We start from the raw sequence: 16,720 nt of genomic DNA, 5'->3' as shown, positions 1-16,720 counted from the left end.
GGTCACCGCACGAGCAAAATCTTTTGCGTCCGCACGAAGGACCCGACTCGGAGTTGGACGAGGTAGAGGCCGCTCGGCACCCCGTCTGCCCTCCACGCCACGGCATGGTACCCAGCGGGCCACTCCTGATCCGACAAGACCGCCACGCGCGCGCCGCGCACATCGTAGACGGCCAGCATGACACGACCTTGTTCGGGGAGTTCGAAGCGGAGCTGCGTCTCGTCGGCGAACGGGTTGGGGTAGCTAGGACTCAGCGCATAGGCTGTGGGCAACGCCTCGCCGTCCTCATTGGCGACAGTGGTCGCTGTCGAAAAGCTCCGACGTGCAGACCACTCACTGCGGGCCTGGCCGTCGCCCAGCGCGCGGGCCTGCCAGTAGTAGGTCGTCCTGCCTTCCAGTCCCAAGGGGAGGAACGCGTTTTCAGCGGTAGTGCCCTGAATGGCCACGTCGGTGAAGTCCTCGTCCGTGCTCAACCGCACGTCGTACGCTACCGCCCCGGGAATCGAATTCCAGACCAGCACTGGGGCGACCGTCAGATCGGCGGCCCCGTCGTCAGGCATCGTGAGCGTGGGTGCTGCCAACACAAAGTCGGTGACTACGAAACCATCGAGCAAGGCGACGACGTCGTCACTCGAATGTCACGCGCACCGAGCGAGGCGTCCTCTTCGATCTGAATGACCGCACTGAGTTGCGTGGGGCTCACCACGGTGGTACTGAGCGTCGTGATGCCCGTGCCACTCACGCTCAACGCCGAGATGCCTTCCACAAAGCTCGTGTTGGACCCTGTAACCGAGAGTGTTGTCTCGGTGCCCGGCGCCCCTACGTTTGGCAGGGCCGAGACGAGCAGCGCTCGGTCTTGCCCCTCAGACGTGACGAAGAACGGCCCGGTTTGGTTTTCCGCCGCCACCTCATCGCCCGTCACGACCTGGACATCACGGAGCCCCATGGGCGCATTCTCTGCGATCTCGATGGACGCTTGGAGTTCGGTTGCCGAGATAGCCGTCGAGGAGAGCACCGTAATACCCAACCCCATCTGGAGTTGGGAGGTCTCGTCGAAGTTGGTATTCGTCCCAAAGACCGATACGGTCAGGTTGCTCCCGGCATCCCCGACCGTCGGCGCTACGCTCAACACCTTAGGGCCCGTCTCTGGAGGCGTCACGATGAAGGAGCCAAGCCCCTGGGCACTGTCTGCTACCGCCCCCTGCTGCGTGACCGCCAAGAGGTTGTAGAACCCTTCCGCGGCCCCTTCATCGACGGCGAGGGTAGCTAGCATCCGGACGGGCGAGAGCACGGTCACCTCCTCGACCGACACGCCAGCGCCTTCGACCTCGAGCCGGGTGGCTCCAGGCCGGAACGTGGTGCCGGAGCCTGCGATATCCACGCTGAAGCGACTGCCGCGTGGACCGCGGCCCGGCTGCACCAGCGCGAGCGACTGGTTGATGCCGCCCTGGACGAGATTGAATACCGTGTTTTCGAAGCGCTGCACCTCCTGCGCGTCGAAGGAGTTCACCTCAGGCATCAGCGCGAAGATGCCGCCCGTCTGGAGGGCCATCTGCGAGAAGGCCTCGATCGCGTTGAAGACAGGCGGCGGCGGCGGCGGACCGCTACTGACGGCGTCGAAGTTCAACAGCAAGCCGCTCAGGTCGTTTGTACCTGTAAATGGCTCATAGAGCGTCCCTTCGGGGTCGGCGTCAATCGGCTGCGGCGCCGCCGACAGGTCCGTGGGTCCTGGGTCCTCAGAGAACCCCGTGTGCACCGCCGCAAAGACGCCGGCGGCGCTGATCGTGCCGTAGTCGATGGAGAAGGTGCCGTCCGGCCGAAGGGTCAACGCAAACGTGTTGGGGCTTGACGAGGGGCTTGGCGCGTTGTACTCAGGCACCTCCTGGAACGTAATGACAGCCGCCCCATCGCGCTCTTCCACGAAGACGCGACCACGCAGCGAGGGATCGAGGTCGTCCCAGAGCGGCGCGATGCGCGGCGGCCCAAAGAGCAAATTCCCCACCGACCCGCCGCGCGAGACGTCGCCCGAGTTGAAGGTGACGGAGCCGTTGGAGTTCACGTAGGCGGTGCTGTAGGTGGCTTCGCCAAACGGGAACGAGAAGGGCAGCAGGATCTGCGCGAAATCGTCGTCCCCAAGCCAAAGGGTGTCGGCTGCCGCGCGGACCTGGACCAGTTCGTTGCGCAGCGCCAGGCGGGCACTGGCGGGCTTGACCGTGTCGGTCGACCGCTCAGGGGCTGCGGCTGTGTTCGGCTCGTTCGCGCCTGCGCCCTCTCTGGCGGCTAATCCCGAGCATGACCCGGAGAGGACCACGTCCACACGGACGCCGCGCGCGCGCAAGGTGCGGATCGTTCCCGCGATGTCTTGGCCCGGGTGCGGGTCTGCATCCGTGGCGAGAAAGACGCGCCCGTTGGCCCGGAGCCGCTGCTCAGCTGCCATGACAGCCTGGGCCGAGGCCTCGGGACAGTCAGCGCCTCCATCGGCAAAGAGGCCCGAGACCTGGGACTGAATGGTAGCCAGGTCGTTGGTGGGCGCGAAGGAGGTGACGCCGTCTTTGAACGTCACCAGTTGAAACGTGGTCGCCCCGTCGTTGGGATAGGTGGCGAGGTGGTTCAAGAGCCCTTGACGGACGCCTGCAATTTCCTCGTCCATGCTCCCGGTGTCGTCGATGACAAACGCCACATCCACGCCGCTTGACTCGATCAGCCGAGGCAGGCTGATGTATGTGCCGGTGGCGGGTGCACTCACGTTCCGGCCTTTGACGACCCATTTCACACGCTTCTCCGTGCGAAAGATGTTGTCGGTGAGCTCCGTTGCCGTCGGGGTGTACGTCGGCGTGGTCAGCTCGGGCGTCTCGTAGAGCAGCGTCGAGAAGTCTTCCGAATAGAACGCGACCGTGAATCGATTGAGCCGGAAGGAAGGCCCAGCCCCGTTGGCGCTCCAGGTGAAGGTCGGTGTCGCGGATCCATTCAGCGGGATCACCGTCCCGTCTGCCGGCGCCGTGGGGTCGGGCGCGATGCCCTGATCCGCGAAGATGGCGCCATACTTCGTCTTATCCTCCTCGCTCACGTTGGCAATCAGCGCATTCCACACGTCGGACATCGAAGCAGGACGAGCGGTCACGAGCGCGTTCCAGATGGCCTGGTCACCGAGACTCACCTTGTCGCGGTCGTCGTTGGCGCTATCGTAGAGGTCCCAGAGTGCGCGCTGGACGGCCACCTCGTTGTCCTCGCCCCGGCCGCGGCTGCCCGTCGCCTCGATGCTGTACGAGAAGGTGGCATCCTCGGTGTCCTGGTAGAAGAGGTCCCCCACATTCGGGATGCCGAGCGCGCCGCTGCCTCGCTCGCGCTGGAGCGTGATGCCAAAGTAGGTCGGCCAGGCTTCGCCCCAGGCCAAGCGAATCCCATCCTGCTTGCCGACGCGCTCGGCCAGGTGCTCGTACGGTCTGTGCGTACCGCCAGGGTTTCTGTCCAGACTGAACGACTCGGCGACGTAGTGCCCGTGCTCATGATGCAGGACATCCCAATCGTATCGGTCTTCGAGGAGGATGAACAGGCCCCCACCGGACACGGAGTAGTAGGAGGTAGGATAGGCCCCTGCAAACTCGACGGAGAGCGTCGGGAGAGTTGTGCCGGAGATGGCCTTCGTGTAGCGAGCGCTCTCGATCAGCGCGTCCTGTACCGAGAACGCATTTCCTGCCGCGGTGGTGTTCGAGATGGAGACATTAATGACGATGTCTGTAGAGACGTTTGGTACTTGCAAGTCTATCGTCGAGAAGGAATAGGTGCTCGATGGGTCCCCCTGATCGCCCGGCGTGACCACGTAGAACTCGTCCGACCTCGCCAGCACGTTGATGTAGAGGTCGGGCGCATCGGATGCGTCCTCAGGGACGGGGACGGAGTACGCTCCATTGGCGTCGGTGGTGGTCGTCGCTAGGAGGTCATCAAAGCCGAAGTCGTCGTCCCAAACCTCGATGGGGGCAAAGCGCACGGGGCGAAGGGTGCCATTGCGGTCTTGGTACTTGATCGTACCGGAGAGGGTGAAGACGGCGCTACTCGTTTTTTTTCTGACCGTGTCGTGGTCACCTCGCCTGTGCCTCGGCCGAGTTGCTGCATCGCCGCCTCGAAGTCTTCCGGCGTCATCCGCCCCGCGGTCAAGGCGTGCCGGAGGCTGTCTTGCTGCGCCACGATGAAACTGCCCCGCGCGGCAAAGCTCCTCGCAGGGCCAAGGAGGACGTAGAGGACATCGGCGCGGCTTACCGAGACGGCGACGTCTCCGGCTCCTCCTTCTGCCGCGACGACGGCGCGTAGTTCTGCCCGTCCCCGGTCACCAAGTTCTAGCGGCACCTCGATGCGGCGCGTGTCGCCTGCCGCCAAAGCGCCGAGCCGAATCTGCGCAGGGCCCACCAAACGCAGACCTGAGCTGGGTTCGAGCGTCAGCACGGCCTCCTCCAAGTTGCCCCGCGCCGAGACGGTCAGGACCGCTGTCGCGGCGCCTGGCCCAAGGCGCTGGCCTGCGTCGACCGTCCACATCACGTCGAGCGGCACACCGGGCTTGGTCACATGCGAGGCGTCGACGGGGTTCGCCGCGTCGAAGGGCTCAGCAACACCCGGGTACTCAGACGGCTGGTGCACACACGCACTTCCACCCAGTGCTACGAGGCACAGCATAGCCATGCCAATGATCGTCGTTGCCGTCTTCACCGACGTGTGTACCATAGTAACTGCTAGAGGTGAAAGCGTGTCGCTTCGAGGAGGGAGGCAGAACGGATCCGGCCAGGACAAAAACAGTGCCTTCCCGTACATAATTCTCAATGGGTTGTGCCAACCGCGCGCCTTGAGTTCCGCAAACGCGCAGCCATTGGGACGAAAGACCACCGATTGACTGTGCGCGGCTCCCTTGCGATGGACTGCATCGTCGCCCATGGGCTACCGACCCCAGCCGTCTGACACGGCTTTCGGTCCTCTGACATGGCTTCCGATGCAAGGTCCACGGACCTAGTCCTGACATCTCATATGGCGGCCTACACCATGTGGTGGCCTATACCGTCCATGCTGGGTGGGCTGGCCAAGCCGCGTGCCTGGGCTGGCACTGGCGCGTTACCTGCACCGGGTAGCACGTTTGCTCCTCGTACGCCCTCAGACCTTTGCCAAGCGCACGCCCTATTCCCTATTTCCTATTCCCTCCGCTACTCGACTCTGCTCCACGGCGCTCATGAGCACCTGCTTGAGCGGATCGAGGTTCTTGCGCGCGACAGCCGAGAACGCGATCACGGGCACGTCGTCGGGAAGCTGCGCGCGGGCGTCGGCCACGAAGGCGTCGTACATGTCCGGCGGCAGCAGATCGGTCTTCGAGAGGCCGATCAGGCGCGGCTTGGCGAGCAGGTGCGGGTTGAATGCTTCTAGCTCGCCGAGCAGCGTCGCGTAAGTCGCGCCCGGGTCCTCCTCGTTGACCGGGACGACGAAGAGGAGCACCGCGTTGCGCTCGATGTGCTTGAGGAAGCGGATGCCGAGGCCCTTGCCCTCGCTCGCCCCTTCGATCAGGCCTGGAATGTCGGCGATGACGAACGAGCGGTAGTCGCCGAGGTAGACCATGCCGAGGCTCGGCTCCAAGGTCGTGAACGGGTAGTCGGCCACCTTTGGCTTGGCCGCGGAAAGGGCGCTCACGAGCGTACTCTTGCCCGCGTTCGGGAAGCCCACGAGTCCCACGTCGGCGAGGAGCTTGAGTTCGAGCGTCACGTCGCGCTCGATGCCCTTAGTGCCGGGCTGGGCGTAGCGCGGCGTCTGGTTGGTGCTGCTCTTGAAGTGCGTGTTACCGAGGCCGCCCATCCCGCCGGGCGCGAGCGTGAGGCGCTGGCCCTCGTCGGTGAGCTCGCCGAGCAGCTCACCCGTCTCGGTGTCGCGCGCGATGGTGCCGAGCGGCACGCGCAGCACGATGTCCTGGCCGCTCTTGCCCGTCTTGCCGGAGCCTTGCCCCGGTTGGCCGTGGTCCGCGAAGTGGTGGCGGTTGTAGCGGAGGTCGAGGAGCGTGTAGAGATTGGCGTCGGCTTCGAGGAGGACGGAGCCGCCAGAGCCGCCGTCGCCGCCGTCGGGGCCGCCGCGGGGCTCGTACTTCGCGCGGCGGAGGTGAGCAGACCCGGCCCCGCCGTTGCCGCTGCGGACGGAGATGGTGACGTAGTCGACAAACTTCACGGGCGGTGCTTTTTTCGTCCTTTGTCCTTTGAGGAGCGTGATTTGTCTCCCCCCAACGGGGGCGACACCGCGTAGGTTTGACGCCCCGCGAATTCTTCAGCAGCGCCCCCGTCCCGTGCCCCAGAAAAAAACCGTCACGATCTACACCGACGGCTCGTGCAGCGGCAACCCCGGCCCCGGCGGCTGGGCCGCAATCCTGATCTACGGCGCGCAGGAGAAGGAACTCTCCGGCGGCGAGGACCGCACGACGAACAACCGCATGGAGCTGCGCGCCATCGTGGAGGGGCTGCGCGCCCTCACCGAGCCCGTGATCGCCCGCGTCCACACGGACAGCGCCTATGCAGTGAACGCCTTCGAGCAGGACTGGATCGGCGGGTGGCAGCGGCGCGGATGGAAGACGGCGGGCAAGAAGCCGGTCAAGAACCAGGATCTCTGGCGGGACCTGCTGGCCGAGATGAAGCGCCACGAGGTCGAGTTCGTCAAGGTGAAGGGCCACGCGGACGACGCGCTCAACAACCGCGCGGACGCCCTGGCTGTCGCCGCCATGCGGGTGCGCAAGGAGGAGATCACGCCTTCCTGATGGGTCCCCGTATCCGACTGTAGGACCAACGCTTACTCGCGGACGTTGTGGTCGATTGGGAAACCACTTTTCTAGCCAGGGCCGCAACCTTTCGGAACGGCCTGCGTCGCACAAAACCGCGCTGATTCTCGCCTATCTCCTTCGGCGCGGCCTTTGCCTTTCTCTGCGCGTGCCCCGGCACGTCCCTTCCCTTCCGCCCAGCGTCGACGTTCTGTGATGCTGCCCGTCTTGGTCTTTTTTCTGCGCATGGCCGTCGTCCTCGGCACAAGCGCGTGCTTCTGCTACAATCTGGCTCGCCAGCGCGGCCTCGAACCCGGCGCCTGGGCCGCCATGGGCGCCTTCCTCGGTCCGTTCGGCATCCTGCTGATCTTCCTCGCCGAGCCGCCTGCACAGCCTCCGCCCTCCGGCGGCCGACGCGGTCAGGACCCGCGTCCTCCGGCGCGCCCCCGTTCACCGCAGCGCGGCCCCTCCAGCGGCGGCAAGCGCCCCCGCGTCCGGATGCCGCAGCGCGTGCGGTAGCGCCATCGGCCCCAGCGGTGTTCCTCGCGGCGCTGCTTCGTTCGCAGCGCTCGTGGTAGCTTTTGGCAGTGCTCCCCCTGCCATGCCGTCCTCGCCGCTGCTCCGCCTCGCCCACGTGCTCGACCGCCTCACGGCGGCGGCGGGCCGCAGCGCGTTCGTGCTCCTCGCGGTGATGACGCTCGTGGGCGCGCTCAACGCGGGGCTGCGCTACGTCGGCCGGCCGCTCGGCCTCAGCCTGTCGTCCAACGCGCTCTTCGACGCGCAGTGGATGCTCTTCGGGCTGGTCTTTCTGCTCGGCGCGGCGTGGACGCTCCAGCAAGACCGCCACGTCCGCGTGGACGTGCTGTTCAGTCGCCTGCGCCCCCGCACCCGTGCGTGGATCGACCTGCTTGGCGCGCTGCTCTTCCTGCTGCCCTTCTGCGGGCTGATGCTGTGGGCGACCTGGCCGCTAGTCGAGAACGCCTGGATCACCCGTGAGGGCGCGCTCGACCCAGGTGGGCTTCCGCGCTGGCCCATCAAGATGCTCCTCCCGCTCGGCTTTGTGCTGCTCGCCCTGCAAGGCGTCAGCGAGGCGATCAAGGCGGCGCACCGGCTGCGGGACGCCTAGGCCATGGACGTCCTCGCCCCGCTCATGGCCATCGTGGCGCTGCTGCTGATCTTCAGTGGCTACCCGGTGGCGTTCGCGCTCGGCGGGACGGCGCTCCTGTTTGCCTTCGTGGGCGTCGAGGCCGGGTTCTTCGACTGGCCCTACCTCCTCGCGCTCGGCGACCGCACGTTCGGGGTGACGACGAACACCATCCTGCTCGCGGTGCCGTTTTTCATCCTCATGGGCACGCTCCTCGAAAAGAGCAGGCTCGCCGAGGACCTGCTCACGGCGATCGGGGCGCTCTTCGGGCCGATGCGCGGCGGGCTCGCCTTCGCCGTCGTGTTCGTGGGGGCGCTCTTGGCTGCGGCGACGGGCGTAGTCGGCGCGAGCGTTGTGGCGATGGGCATGATCTCGCTGCCGGTGATGCTGCGCCACGGCTACGATCAAGCGTTTGCCACGGGCGTCATTACCGCAAGCGGCACGCTCGGGCAGCTCATCCCACCGAGCGTAGTGCTGATCGTGCTCGCCGACCAACTCGGCGTCTCCGTAGGCGACTTGTTTCTCGGCGCGCTCGTGCCAGGCTTGCTCCTCGTGACGCTCTACGCGGGCTACGTCGGCCTCGTGGCGATGCTGAAACCGTCGTGGGCACCGGCGTTGCCGCCCGAGGAGCGCTCCGCATCGGTGCCGGACCTGCTCCGGCTCGCGCTCCGTCGCCTCGTGCCGCCGCTCGTGCTCATCCTCGTGGTGCTCGGGAGCATCTTCGCGGGCATCGCCACGCCAACCGAGGCGGGGGCGCTCGGGGCCGTCGGCGCGCTGATCCTGGCGGCGGTCAACCGGCGGCTCAACCGCGCCGTCGTGTGGGAGGCGCTGCGCGACACGGGCCACCTCACCACGATGGTCGTCTTCCTACTGCTCGGCTCGATGGCCTTCACGCTCGTCTTCCGCGGCCTCGACGGCGACCTCTGGATCGAGGGGCTGCTCACGAACCTGCCCGGCGGCGTGGTCGGGCTCCTCATCGTGGCCAACATCGTCGTGTTCGTGCTGGGCTTCTTCGTCGACTTCTTCGAGATCGCCTTCATCGTCGTGCCGCTGCTCGCCCCGGCGGCGCTGCTGCTCGAAATCGACCTCGTGTGGTTCGGCGTCATGCTGGGCATGAACCTCCAGACGAGCTTCCTGACGCCGCCGTTCGGCTTCGCGCTGTTCTACCTCCGCGGCGTGGCGCCCGAGGAGGTCCCCACGACGGCGATCTACCGCGGCGCGATTCCGTTCATCGTGATCCAGCTCATCGGGCTCGGCCTGCTGCTGACGTTCCCCGAGATGGTGACGTGGGCGACCGACTGAGGCAGTGAGGCAGTGAGGCAGTGAGGCAGTGAGGCAGTGAGGCAGTGAGGCAAGGTTGCTCACCACGCTTCATGCGGGCAACTTCCACCGCGACACCTACTTCCCCCGACACCCCCGCACTCCCTATAGCCCAAGCTGCTCGCGGAGGGCTTCGTCTTCGGGGCTGTTCTGGCCCCAGTAGGCGGTCATGAGTTGGGCGCGGCGTGTGGCGGTCGTGGTGACGGTCTGGCCGCGGGCGCGGCGCGTCTCGGTCCAGCCCTCGATCACGTGCGGGAAGGCGGCCTGGAAGCGGATGGCGAGCGTACGGCCGAGGCTCGGGTAGGTGAGCGTGTAGGTGCGCACGCCAGCGGCGTCGGGTGCCGAGAGCGACGGCTCGGCGGTGTGCGGCTGCCAGTCGATGTGGCTGAGGCGCTGGTAGACGGTGCCGGGCAGCATCTCGACGGGCTCCGCCGGGAGCGCGTCGGGGTTGAGGCGGAGCGTCGTCCAGATTTCGTCTTCGATCAGGACCTCGTCAAAGCCCAGGTCCTGATCGCCCTCCTGCTCGAAGTAGGAGCGGAACTCCAGGTCGTAGCCGTCGCCTGAGCGATTGAGTTGGGTGAACGTGTGGCCGCACCACTCCTGTGAGGTCGTCGTGACCTTGAGCGCGGGCGCGGCGTCGACGGGCTGGAAGACCGAGGACATCATCGAATAGGGATAGATGCCGGTCAGGAACGAGCGCGTGGCGTTGAGCTTGAGCACGGTCGCCTCGTCGTCACCCCCCGTCGAGCGGTCGAGCTTGACCTGCTTGCTGCGCGAGAACGGCTCGGTTACGAAGACGAGCACCGCCTCGCCGTCGTGCTGCGCGCCATAGCGGGCCTGGTCGAGGTCGTAGCCCGTGATCTCGGCGAGGCCCTGGTACCAGTAGGCGCCGAACTCGTCCTCGGAGACGCCATAGCCGGGCCCGTACTCGTCGGGCACGTCGAACGATGCCGGGGCTGTCGGCACGCCGGGCGCAGGGGCAGGCTCGGGGTTCAGGCAGGCGACCAGAAGGAGGGGAAGCGAGAGGAGAAGCAGGCGCATAGCGAGAGCGGGTTGGTTTCCACCGCGAACCCAGCCAGGACGCTGTGTGATCCGCGCTGCTTCCGGGTGCCACTTCATCGCCCGCTACGGACAACGGACTAGGAATACCGCCGCCGTCTCTGAACTTCTGCCCTCTCCCTTCATCCTTCTCTACAGCATCCCGCGCAGCTTCTCGGTCTGGACGACGCGCTCGATGCCGATGTCGAAGGCCGCCTCGCGGAGGGTCGTGCCTTCGGCTTTCGCGCGGCCGCTGACGTTGGCGTAGGCATCGAGGATGATGCGCTTCAGCTTCGCGTTGACCTCGTCCTCGGGCCAGGTGTACTGCTGGAAGTTCTGGCTCCACTCGAAGTAGGACACCGTGACGCCGCCCGCGTTGGCGAGGATGTCGGGGATGACGACCACGCCGCGCTCGGCGAGCCGCCGGTCGGCCTCGGGGGTCACGGGCAGGTTGGCACCTTCCACGACGAGCTTCGCCTTGACGCCGTCCACGTTGCCCTGGTGGATCGCGGCTTCGAGGGCGGCCGGGATGAGCACGTTGCCATCGAGCGCCATGAAGTCGGCATGGCTCACGGCGTCGATGCCCGGCGCGACGTAGCCTGCGAGCGAGCGGTGGCCCACCTCGGCGACGTAGCGCTCAAGGGCAGGGATGTCGAGCCCGTCGGCCGCGAACAGCCCGCCCGAGATGTCCGACACGGCCACCACCTTCGCGCCGGCCTCGTGCAGCAGCAGCGCCGCGTTCATGCCCACGTTGCCGAAGCCTTGCACGATCACGCGGAGGTCGCCCACGGCGATGCCGAGGTCTTTGGCCGCTTCGAGGGTGAGCAGCATCACGCCGCGGCCCGTTGCCGCCGCGCGCCCCCGCGAGCCGCCGAGTTCGAGCGGCTTGCCCGTCACGATAGCCGGGTTATGCCCATGCTGGCGGCCGTACTGGTCGACGACCCACGCCATCACCTGCGCGTTGGTGCCGTAGTCCGGCGCGGGCACGTCGCGGTTGACGCCGAGGATGAGGTGGATGCGCGAGATGTAGCGCCGCGTGAGCTGTTCGAGTTCGCGCGCGCTCAGCGTTCGCGCATCCACCTGAATGCCGCCTTTGCCGCCGCCGAACGGGATATCGACGAGGGCGGTCTTGTACGTCATCATCTCGGCGAGGGCGCGCACTTCCTGGTCGTCCACGGTGGGCGCGTAGCGGATGCCGCCTTTGAACGGACCGCGTGCGCCGTTGTGCTGGATGCGGAAGCCGGTGTAGACCTCCAGTGAGCCGTCGTCGCGCGTGAGGGGGACCTCAACCTTCATCTCGCGGAACGGCGTGCGGATGAGCGTGCTCCAGGAATCCGGCAGGCCAAGACGTCCGGCCGAGGCGTTGAAGTTGGCGGTAGCGATCTCGTAGGCGGAGACGACGGGGCGAGCATGATGGGTAGACATCAACGTGAGGGAGCGAGTCGGGGGAGACGACGTGTGCCGAGCGGGCACGCGTCCAACGTACGGGTTTTCCTCTAATCTGAGGCGTCCTCCTCCGCGCCGTACAGGGAACATAGGGGCCATGTCATACCGTCGATTAGGCCCGTCCGCTCTTCGTCGGGGTTGTAGCTTGCTGCGTCCTGTCTGCGCCCCTCCTTCGCCCGTCTCCTGATGCTGCGTCTCTCGATGCTGCCGGCCCGCACGCTCGCGGCCCTCGTCGCCCTGCTGCTTTTTCCCGGCACGGCTCCGCCCGTCGCGATCCCGGTAAGCACGATCCTGGTAGACGCGGAGCCGCCTGCTATCGCCCAAGCCCCGAGCCCGCCTCCCGCCGCGGTAGCTCCTACCCCGATGGCTTCCACCCCGATGGCTTCCACCATCGACGCGGTACTGGACGACCCGGAGCTGCCCGAGGCGTTCTGGGGCATTTACGTTCAGGACCTTGACTCGGGACGCGTGGTGTATCGCCGGAACGCGAGCCTGAACTTCATTCCAGCGTCGAACCAGAAGCTGCTCACCACGGCGGCGGCGCTCGACGTGCTCGGGCCTGACCACCGCTTCACGACGACACTCCACTTCAACGGGGACACCGACGGCACGACGCTCGACGGCGACTTCATTCTGACAGGCAGCGGCGATCCGACGTTCGGCAGCCGCCGCGTGGCCGACACCGTCTGGGCCGATCCCCTCGCCGCGTGGGCGCGTAGCCTCGCTGACGCGGGCGTGACGAAGATCACCGGCCGCCTCGTCGGCGACGGGCGCGCGTTCGATGCGGGCGACACCTATGCGCCGGGCTGGGACTTGAACCACCTCGACCGGCAACCGTGGGCGCCTGCCACGAGCGGCCTCAGCTATGCCGACAACCTGCTTCGCTTCCGTGTTGAAGGCACACGGGCAGGCCGGGCGGCGCGCGTGACGGCGCAACCCGAGAGCTTCTTCCGGCTCAACAACGCGGTGAGCACGCACCGGCGGCGGCGCGGCTACAGCCCGCTGCGCATCCAGCGCCGCCTCGGCACGAACACCTACGACGCCTCCGGCTCGGTGTCGTACCGCTATGCCGGGATCAACAGCATTCCCGTCGAGGCGCCGGTGCTCTACACGCTGCACCACTTCCAGCAGCGCCTGGAAGCCGCCGGGATCGAGGTGGACGCGACGCTGGTGGACGCCGCCGACCTCACCAGTCCGCCGACGGCCGCAGGGGAGCCCCTCTTCGTCCACCGCTCGCCGCCGGTGTCGTGGCTCGTGGACGAGATCAACAAGCGCAGCGACAACCTCTACGCCGAGCACCTCTTCCGCGCCCTGTCGTCGCGCGGCACGCTCTCGGGCGGGCGCAGCGCCGTGGTCAGCTTCTTCGACCGGCAGGGCCTCCCGACGCGCGGCCTCTCCGTGCGCGACGGCTCGGGGCTCTCGCGCAAAGACCTCATCACGCCTGAGATGCTTGGCCGCCTCCTCGCCGTGATGGTCGGCCACGAGCACGGTGCCCTCTACGTCGCCTCGATGCCCGGCGGCGGCGAGCGCGCCACGACGCTCTCGACGCGGCTCGAAGGCGTGCCGGTGGCCGCCAAGACCGGCTCGCTGGAGTATGTCCGCGCGCTCTCGGGCTACGCCACCGGCCCGGACGGCACGCGCTACGCCTTCAGCGTGATGGCCAACCACTACACCACGCGGTCGGGTCGCATCACCGATGCCATCGACCAGCTCGTTGCCGCCATCACGAGCGGCGGCCTAGCGCAAGGGTAGCCGTCGTTCCAGGCAGGCGCGGGGCGTAACTTGAGCGCTTCGCTGCTCCCACCCCGCCCTGCCCTTCATGCCCGCCTCGCTCCGCCTCGTGCTGACCGGCCTCGGCGTGGTGGTGCTGCAGTGGCTGCTGTTGAGCCGGCTGCCGGTCTTTGGCGTGACACCGGATGCGGTGCTGCTCTTCGTGACGGTAGCCGCTTTGCGCTATGGGCGCGTGCAGGGGGCCGTGGCTGGCTTCGGCGCCGGGCTGCTTGCGGACTTGCTGGTCAACCCCAGCCTGCTCGGGCTCCAGGCGTTCTCGAAGACGATCATCGGGTTTGTGGCGGGGCAGTTTCGGACGGAGCAGAACGAGATGCTGCGCTCAGGCCCTGCGCAGACGGCGATGTCTGCGCTGGCGGTGGCGCTGGTGCACAACGTGATCGTGGTGTTCGTGCTGGCGCTCACACAGGACACCCGCACGCTCTTTCTGGTAACGGGCCTGTGGTTGGGCTCGGCGGTCTACACGGCGGGCATCGCGCTCATCGCGGCGCTGCTGCGGAGCCGGTAGGATCGCGGGGCCAAGGGACCGAAACTCGCCTCATTTTTTTAGGGCGTAACAGTTTCGTAACCGCTTTCGGAAGCCCGGTCGCCTCCCTAACCTGCCCCTTCGTCATTTCTTGATGGGCTAGAATCAGGGCATGGAGCGGCAAAAAAACCGCTTCCTTCATGGATAACCGTGAGGCGACGGGGCTGCACTCGTGGGCTATCGACGTGCCCTTAACATTTTTAGTTGGACGACTCCCAGGCATTAATTCAATTGGCAGTCATCCATCTGGCCCGTCAGTTCGGCAGCCTGAGCGCTCCATCTCCCTTCCAAGGCGCACTCAGCCTGCACCCCTCCACGAACGGCGGCGTCGCGGTCATCTCCCCCGCCACGCTCTATCCCCACCCATCCGGATGACCCCGATGTCCCGCTTCCTCACCCTTCTCCTTGCCGCGCTTGTCGCGGCGCCTGCCTCCTTCGCCCAACTCGGCCTCGGCGCCGACGTCATGAGCCGCTACGTCTGGCGTGGCTACGACTTCGGCGAGTCGCTCAGCATCCAGCCCTTCCTCGACTACACCGCCGAGTTCGAGGGCGGCTCCGTCACCGTTGGCACCTGGGCGTCCTACTCCGTCGGCACTGACTTCGGCGGCGCCAACGAGCACGACCTCTACATCTCCGCCTCGGTCGGCCCCGTCTCCTTCGGCGTCACCGACTACTACTTCCCGTCCCTGGGTGCCGCCGACGACGACGGCGACTTCGACTTCTTCGACTATGAGAACGCGCACCTCATCGAGCCCTTCGTCAGCTTCGACGGCACCGAGACGATTCCCGTGTCGCTCTACGCCGCCGCCATCGTCTTCGGCAACGGCGACCTCAACAGCAGCGGCGACCAGAACATCTCGACCTACCTCGAAGCCAGCTACGCGCTGCCGCTCGACGAGGTCGAGCTCGGCCTCGCGCTCGGCGTCGTGCCGATGGAGAGCGCCTTCTACCTCACCGACGGCTTCGCGGTCGTCAACGTGACGCTCTCGGCCACGCGCGAGATCGCCCTCAGCGACGAGTTCGCGCTCCCCGTCATGGTCGGCTACACGCTCAACCCCGAGCTCGAGCGCACCTACCTCGTCTTCGGCGTCAGCTTCTGAACGAGAGGCAAGTGGCAAGAAGCAAGTGACATGGGTCTCCCCTTGCTACTTGATACTTGCCCACTTGTCACTCCTGTCCACTTTTCTCGTCCATCACCACCCCATCCAACACGCTTCCACCCATGTCCCGGAACCGTTCCCTTCTCCTCGCTGCGCTGTTCGTCGCGCCCGCGGCCCTGGCGCAGGACAGTCCTGACGCAGGCGTCGCCGCTGCCGAAACGGTGCAGGTCAACCTCAACTACGTCTGGACGATCATCGCCGCCGCGATGGTCTTCTTTATGCAGGCGGGCTTCGCGCTGCTCGAAACCGGCTTCACGCGCGCCAAGAACGCGGCCAACATCATCATGAAGAACGTGATGGACGTCGGCGCGGGCTCGCTCGTGTTCTTCGCCGTCGGCTTCGCGCTCATGTTCGGCACGACCGCCGGCGGCTGGATCGGCACGGATGGCTTCTTCCTGAAGGGCATCGAAGGCCAGGACCAGTCGTGGATCTATGCCTTTTTCTTCTTCCAGGCCGTCTTCGCCGCCACCGCAGCCACGATCGTCTCGGGGGCCGTCGCCGAGCGGACCAAGTTCACGGGCTACCTTATGTTCTCGATCCTGCTCACGGGCCTGATCTACCCGGTCTTCGGCTCCTGGGCCTGGGGTGGGCTGTTCAACGGCTCGGGCTGGCTCGAAGGCCTCGGCTTCATCGACTTCGCGGGCTCGACGGTCGTGCACTCGGTCGGTGGCTGGGCCGCGCTTGCGGCGGCTATCGTCGTGGGCCCGCGCATGGGCAAGTACATCGACGGCAAGGCCCAGCCGATGCCCGGCCACAGCCTCCCGCAGGCGGCGCTCGGCGTGTTCATCCTGTGGCTCGGCTGGTTCGGCTTCAACGCCGGCTCGACCACGACGGGCGACACGTCCATCGGTCTGATCGCGCTCAACACGTTCCTCGCGGCCGGGGCTGGTGCCGTCGGCGCGATGGCGATCACGTGGCTGCGCACTGGCAAGCCCGACGTCTCGTTTACGCTCAACGGCGTCCTCGCAGGCCTCGTCGGCATCACGGCGGGCTGCGCCAACCTCACGCCGGACTTTGCCATCATCACGGGCTTCCTCGCGGGCATCATCGTCGTCTTCGCCGCTATCGGCATTGAGAAGGCGGGGGTGGATGACCCGGTCGATGCCATCGCAGTACACGGCGTCTGCGGCGCATGGGGCACGCTCGCGGCCGGGCTGTTCAACGCCGAGGCAATGTTCAACATGGGCATCGTGGGCGTGCAGTTGCTGGGCATTGTGGCCGCCTTCGCCTGGACCTTCCCGGTGGCCTTCGTCCTCTTCACGCTCCTCAAGAAGACGATGGGCGTCCGCCTCAACGGCGAGATCGAAGAGATGGGCCTTGACCTGCACGAGCACGCCATCTCGGCCTACCCCGAGTTCACGGAGCCGGTGGACGAGAACAGCTACGCGACCGTCTGACACACCCGACCAGACCGCTTGCGCGGCTGCCACCTGCCGCCGTCCTCACCCCGAGGGCGGCGGTTTTTTGTGCGGCTGGCTTTTTTTTCAAGGCTATGACATTTTGTTGTCACTACTCACGGTTTATGTTGG

General features: G+C 66.6%; 14 protein-coding genes. 8 read left to right on the top strand and 6 right to left on the bottom strand.

The annotated features are described in order from the left end of the window. Window positions 1–2: 2 nt before the first annotated feature. From AAFU51_14025 to obgE, 4 genes are all read right to left on the bottom strand, one after another. Window positions 3–614, bottom strand: coding sequence for a T9SS type A sorting domain-containing protein (locus tag AAFU51_14025; protein ID MEO1572367.1), 612 nt, complete (start codon window positions 612–614; stop codon window positions 3–5). Beyond that, the gene (locus AAFU51_14020) at window positions 596–3,988 is read right to left on the bottom strand and encodes a vWA domain-containing protein (protein MEO1572366.1); all 3,393 of its coding nucleotides are present in this window, start codon (window positions 3,986–3,988) and stop codon (window positions 596–598) included. The genes AAFU51_14025 and AAFU51_14020 overlap by 19 nt, the downstream gene beginning before the upstream one ends. Next, on the bottom strand, window positions 3,931–4,923 hold the full coding sequence (locus AAFU51_14015; protein ID MEO1572365.1) for a hypothetical protein: 993 nt from the start codon (window positions 4,921–4,923) through the stop codon (window positions 3,931–3,933). Before AAFU51_14015 ends, AAFU51_14020 begins: the two co-directional genes overlap by 58 nt. A 237-nt stretch (window positions 4,924–5,160) precedes the next feature. Beyond that, window positions 5,161–6,189: a GTPase ObgE gene (obgE, locus tag AAFU51_14010; protein MEO1572364.1), complete on the bottom strand. Its 1,029-nt coding sequence runs from the start codon at window positions 6,187–6,189 to the stop codon at window positions 5,161–5,163. A 115-nt stretch (window positions 6,190–6,304) separates the two neighbouring features. On the opposite strand from obgE, the gene rnhA reads away from it, so the two are divergent. The 4 genes from rnhA (at window position 6,305) to AAFU51_13990 (ending at window position 9,215) form a co-directional block, all read left to right on the top strand. Further along, complete coding sequence (rnhA, locus tag AAFU51_14005; protein MEO1572363.1) at window positions 6,305–6,769, top strand: ribonuclease HI; 465 nt, start codon at window positions 6,305–6,307, stop codon at window positions 6,767–6,769. 216 nt (window positions 6,770–6,985) lie between these two features. Further along, the gene (locus AAFU51_14000; GenBank protein MEO1572362.1) at window positions 6,986–7,288 is read left to right on the top strand and encodes a hypothetical protein; all 303 of its coding nucleotides are present in this window, start codon (window positions 6,986–6,988) and stop codon (window positions 7,286–7,288) included. Window positions 7,289–7,370: 82 nt separating this feature from the next. Then, a complete protein-coding gene (locus AAFU51_13995) occupies window positions 7,371–7,895 on the top strand; it encodes a TRAP transporter small permease subunit (protein ID MEO1572361.1) in 525 nt (174 codons plus the stop codon). A 3-nt stretch (window positions 7,896–7,898) separates the two neighbouring features. Then, on the top strand, window positions 7,899–9,215 hold the full coding sequence (locus AAFU51_13990; GenBank protein MEO1572360.1) for a TRAP transporter large permease subunit: 1,317 nt from the start codon (window positions 7,899–7,901) through the stop codon (window positions 9,213–9,215). A 123-nt stretch (window positions 9,216–9,338) separates the two neighbouring features. On the opposite strand, the gene AAFU51_13985 is transcribed toward AAFU51_13990, so the two are convergent. Beyond that, window positions 9,339–10,274: a hypothetical protein gene (locus AAFU51_13985; GenBank protein ID MEO1572359.1), complete on the bottom strand. Its 936-nt coding sequence runs from the start codon at window positions 10,272–10,274 to the stop codon at window positions 9,339–9,341. A 150-nt stretch (window positions 10,275–10,424) separates the two neighbouring features. Continuing rightward, a complete protein-coding gene (locus AAFU51_13980) occupies window positions 10,425–11,696 on the bottom strand; it encodes a Glu/Leu/Phe/Val dehydrogenase dimerization domain-containing protein (protein ID MEO1572358.1) in 1,272 nt (423 codons plus the stop codon). Window positions 11,697–11,903: 207 nt separating this feature from the next. Here AAFU51_13980 and dacB point away from each other — a divergent pair, with 207 nt between their 5' ends. From dacB to AAFU51_13960, 4 genes are all read left to right on the top strand, one after another. After that, window positions 11,904–13,469 carry a D-alanyl-D-alanine carboxypeptidase/D-alanyl-D-alanine-endopeptidase gene (dacB, locus tag AAFU51_13975; protein ID MEO1572357.1) on the top strand — a complete coding sequence of 522 codons (1,566 nt, stop codon included), beginning with the start codon at window positions 11,904–11,906 and terminating at the stop codon, window positions 13,467–13,469. 67 nt (window positions 13,470–13,536) lie between these two features. Continuing rightward, window positions 13,537–14,013: a rod shape-determining protein MreD gene (gene mreD / locus AAFU51_13970; protein ID MEO1572356.1), complete on the top strand. Its 477-nt coding sequence runs from the start codon at window positions 13,537–13,539 to the stop codon at window positions 14,011–14,013. Between the two features lie 398 nt (window positions 14,014–14,411). Then, the gene (locus tag AAFU51_13965) at window positions 14,412–15,131 is read left to right on the top strand and encodes a hypothetical protein (protein ID MEO1572355.1); all 720 of its coding nucleotides are present in this window, start codon (window positions 14,412–14,414) and stop codon (window positions 15,129–15,131) included. Between the two features lie 122 nt (window positions 15,132–15,253). Then, window positions 15,254–16,588 carry an ammonium transporter gene (locus AAFU51_13960; protein MEO1572354.1) on the top strand — a complete coding sequence of 445 codons (1,335 nt, stop codon included), beginning with the start codon at window positions 15,254–15,256 and terminating at the stop codon, window positions 16,586–16,588. Window positions 16,589–16,720 lie beyond the last annotated feature (132 nt).

The organism is Bacteroidota bacterium, from assembly GCA_039821555.1.
Lineage (GTDB): Bacteria > Bacteroidota > Rhodothermia > Rhodothermales > Rubricoccaceae > JBCBEX01.
The sequence above is the reverse complement of the archived record's forward strand: the minus strand, read 5'-3'. Positions and strand labels throughout refer to the sequence as shown.